The sequence below is a fragment of the Anaerosporobacter sp. genome (assembly GCF_965301125.1).
On sequence record NZ_CBDLAM010000002.1, the window covers coordinates 61723 to 65350 of the forward strand.

A 3628-nucleotide genomic window follows, 5' to 3' on the forward strand; every position below is an offset into this window, starting at 1 on the left:
AAGTCAATCAAATCTCTTAAGCTATCTTCTTTTATTCAATGAGCGTCAACTATTTCTTGACTTTCATCAAAAAAGTTTTTTATACCAAAACCGCAATGAGGACAACTTTTTGCAGTACTAGAAACATTATCAATTCCACATTCAGGACACTTAATAAGTGACATAGTTTATTCCTCCTTATTAGATTGTATTACAACTATTCACAATATACCATAATATGGGAAAGATGTAAATGTAGGTAATATGTTATATGTGTACTAATACAAAGTGAAAGAACAATCTTATATACAAAAATAGGAATAAAATATATAATATAAATGAACATCCTCACCACATAAACCAGTACTGTCCAATTAATATTAAGTAAAAATAGCAAAGCAAAAAGAAAGATCAATCATTCAATTATAAATATTGCCAAATCCATTCTTTTGGAGTAATATAGCAAGATCAAATAAATCATAAAAATCATATTAAAAAAGAAGGGTATTGACCAGATATACTGGAGGTTTTAAATCTTTTCAAAGATTTAAAACCTTTTTTTATTTATTTATGATAATAAAGTGGTGTATAACTGCCATTCAGAAGAATTAGAATTGTGTAAGCTTAGAGAGGAGTGAAAGAATGAAATTCACTAAAATGCAAGGTTGTGGAAATGATTATGTCTATATTAACTGCTTTGAAGATGATATTGATATCACCAATCCATCAGAACTAGCAATAAAACTTAGCGATCGTAGATTTGGAATTGGTTCCGACGGATTGATTCTAATACAAAGATCCCATGTGGCGTCATGTAGAATGGATATCTATAATTCAGATGGGTCAAGGGCTGAGATGTGTGGAAATGGTATACGATGTGTCGCTAAATATGTTTATGAAAACGGTATTGAAAGAAAAACGGATTTTCTTATTGAGACTCTGAGCGGAATAAAAAGTGTTAGCCTTTTAGTTGAAGATGATAGAGTTAAAAAAGTTAAAGTGGATATGGGTAGCCCGTTCTTAGAGGCTAGTCAAATACCAGTAATAAGTGATAAGAAAGTATTTATAGATGAGTTAGTTGTAATAGATGAGCGCAGTTATTATTTAACCTGTGTGTCTATGGGAAATCCTCATGCAGTAATATTTGTAGATGATTTAAGTAAAATCGATGTAAAAGAAATTGGAGAAAAGATAGAAAATCATAAACTTTTTCCGAAGAGAACCAATGTAGAATTCATACAAGTAATAGATCGTTCTACAATTGATATGAGAGTTTGGGAAAGAGGATCAGGTGAGACTCTTGCTTGTGGAACAGGAGCATGTGCAGCAGTAGTTGCAGGTGTATTAAACGAAAGAGTAAGTGACGAAGTAACTGTTAGATTACTGGGAGGGGAACTAGAGATTAACTATGATAGGATAGCTAATAAGGTATGGATGACTGGCCCAGCGATACGTGTGTTTGAAGGAGAATTTAATCCTCTATAGAAGAAGGTGTAAATTATGAAGTTAAGTACGTTATTGCAAGATTTAGAATATGAGGTGCTTCAAGGAAGTACCAATATAGAAATCGCAGATATTATTACAGACTCAAGAAAAGGAACGGATAGGGATATTTTTGTTTGTATATCTGGGGCAGTCAGCGATGGTCATAAATATGTGCATGATGTGATAGGAAAAGGAATAAAGGCAATTGTTGTTGAGAAAACAATAGATGTAGATGCAGAAGTTACTGTAATTAAAGTTGAAAACACTAGAATAGCCTTAGCTGAGATGGCAGCGGCCCTATTTGATTATCCGGCAACAAAGCTAAAAAGTATTGGGATAACCGGAACCAAGGGGAAAACCACTACAACATATATGATTAAAGACATTCTTGAGAATGCAGGATATAAGACAGGTTTGATTGGAACGATTGAAACAATTATTGGTGAAGAACACATTGAATCGATTAATACGACACCAGATGCCTACACATTACAGAAATATTTAAAAATGATGGTTGATAATGGCTGTGAATGCGTTGTAATGGAGGTCTCTTCTCAAGGATTAAAAATGCATCGCGTGCATGGTATTGTGTTTAATTATGCGGTCTTTACGAATTTGGGAATTGATCATATAGGAAAGAATGAGCATGACAGTTTTGAAGAATATGCAGAATGTAAGAGCATGTTGTTCAGACAAAGTGATATAGGAATCGTAAATAATGATGATACGAATTTGGATTTAATAATCAAAAATAGCACATGTGAATTAGTTACATATGGTATGGAGAAAACATCTGATTTACAGGTAGAAAATCCGGATTTAGATGCTAGCAATTCTAATATGGGAATCATATTTAGAACAAAAGGTCTTTATAATTTTGAAGTTGAGCTTAACTTACCAGGAATGTTTAATTTATATAATTCCATGGCAGCAATTGCAGTAGCAAAACAGTTTAATATCAGTGAGGAGATTATAGCCACTACATTATATGAATTTAAAGTCAAAGGCAGAGTAGAAGTTGTCTATTCAAATGATGACTATAGGGTTATAATTGATTACGCGCATAATGCGATGAGTTTACAAAGTTTGTTGTTATCGTTGCGTGTATATTCACCAAAAAGAATTGTTTGTGTATTTGGTTGTGGAGGTAATAGGTCTAAACTTAGAAGGTTTGAAATGGGAAAGGTGTCATCTGAGTTAGCAGATTTTACAATTGTGACATCAGATAATCCAAGAGACGAAGATCCATCAGACATATTAAATGATATTATCAAGAGTGTCGAGGAAAACAATGGGAAGTACATAGGAATTATAGATAGAAGAGAAGCTATAAAATATGCCATTGACAATGCACTAGAGGGCGATGTCATTGTTATTGCTGGTAAAGGTCATGAAACATATCAAGAAATAGCAGGTGTGAAATTCCAAATGGATGATAGAGTAATTGTGGAAGATATAGTGAATATTAGCGTCTGAAAAGGTAGTTAGTGAAAAGAGGATGAAGGTAAGATAGTAAGAGGTATTATCATTCTTATTAAGTGGTTAAAAAAGTAAAAACACGTAATTAGTGAGGGCACTTCTGTCGTAAAAGGTAGAAGTGCCATTACTTGTATAGTAGCAAAATAAACCACCGGCTATACCGGTGTGTCCCCAGTTAGCTTTCAGGTACTATTGCATAATATATTCTTAAAAAATTGTTTCAGTCCAGCGACGTTAGTGGCCTTTTTAGCTTTTTCCTCTGATGTGGAATTGTGCTTTAATAAATTTAATAGAGTAAAATGTAAATATATGTATTGATAATAAAAGTAAAACAAAGTAATATAAAAACATAAATATGTAAGTAATCTTTAAATTACATATAATACAGAAAAACAGTATCAATGAATACTTATAGTTTTATTAATAGGGTAAATAAATACTTTATGAATGTATATAAAATAAATAATACTTCATGAGTGGAAAGAAGGTGACTGTAGGAATATGTAGTTTTTCAAAATAGGTATAATCATATAAAGATAGCTGCGTATGGAAATGTCGTGAGCAGCACGAAAGGAATGGGTGTAAAAATGATAAAAAAATCAAGAAAATTAGGTGCTATTTTTGGAATTATACTATTATCGATGTTATATTTATGTTCTTGTAGTTCAAACATATCAGAATCAAT

Annotated in this window: 3 protein-coding genes; 2 read left to right on the top strand and 1 reads right to left on the bottom strand. The window is 32.1% G+C overall.

All coding sequences use genetic code 11. From position 1 onward, the window contains the following. Positions 1-35: 35 nt before the first annotated feature. Positions 36-164: a zinc ribbon domain-containing protein gene (locus ACW2QF_RS00570; RefSeq protein ID WP_455714040.1), complete on the bottom strand. Its 129-nt coding sequence runs from the start codon at positions 162-164 to the stop codon at positions 36-38. A gap of 457 nt (positions 165-621) precedes the next feature. Here ACW2QF_RS00570 and dapF point away from each other — a divergent pair, with 457 nt between their 5' ends. Then, on the top strand, positions 622-1464 hold the full coding sequence (gene dapF, locus ACW2QF_RS00575; RefSeq protein WP_455714041.1) for a diaminopimelate epimerase: 843 nt from the start codon (positions 622-624) through the stop codon (positions 1462-1464). Positions 1465-1479: 15 nt separating this feature from the next. Continuing rightward, complete coding sequence (locus tag ACW2QF_RS00580; RefSeq protein WP_455714042.1) at positions 1480-2940, top strand: UDP-N-acetylmuramoyl-L-alanyl-D-glutamate--2,6-diaminopimelate ligase; 1461 nt, start codon at positions 1480-1482, stop codon at positions 2938-2940. Positions 2941-3628: the final 688 nt, after the last annotated feature.

Bases quoted from the DNA above. Each gene is read 5' to 3' on its own strand.
- ACW2QF_RS00570 (WP_455714040.1), bottom strand. From the start codon at position 164: ATGTCACTTATTAAGTGTCCTGAATGTGGAATTGATAATGTTTCTAGT.
- dapF (WP_455714041.1), top strand. From the start codon at position 622: ATGAAATTCACTAAAATGCAAGGTTGTGGAAATGATTATGTCTATATT.
- ACW2QF_RS00580 (WP_455714042.1), top strand. From the start codon at position 1,480: ATGAAGTTAAGTACGTTATTGCAAGATTTAGAATATGAGGTGCTTCAA.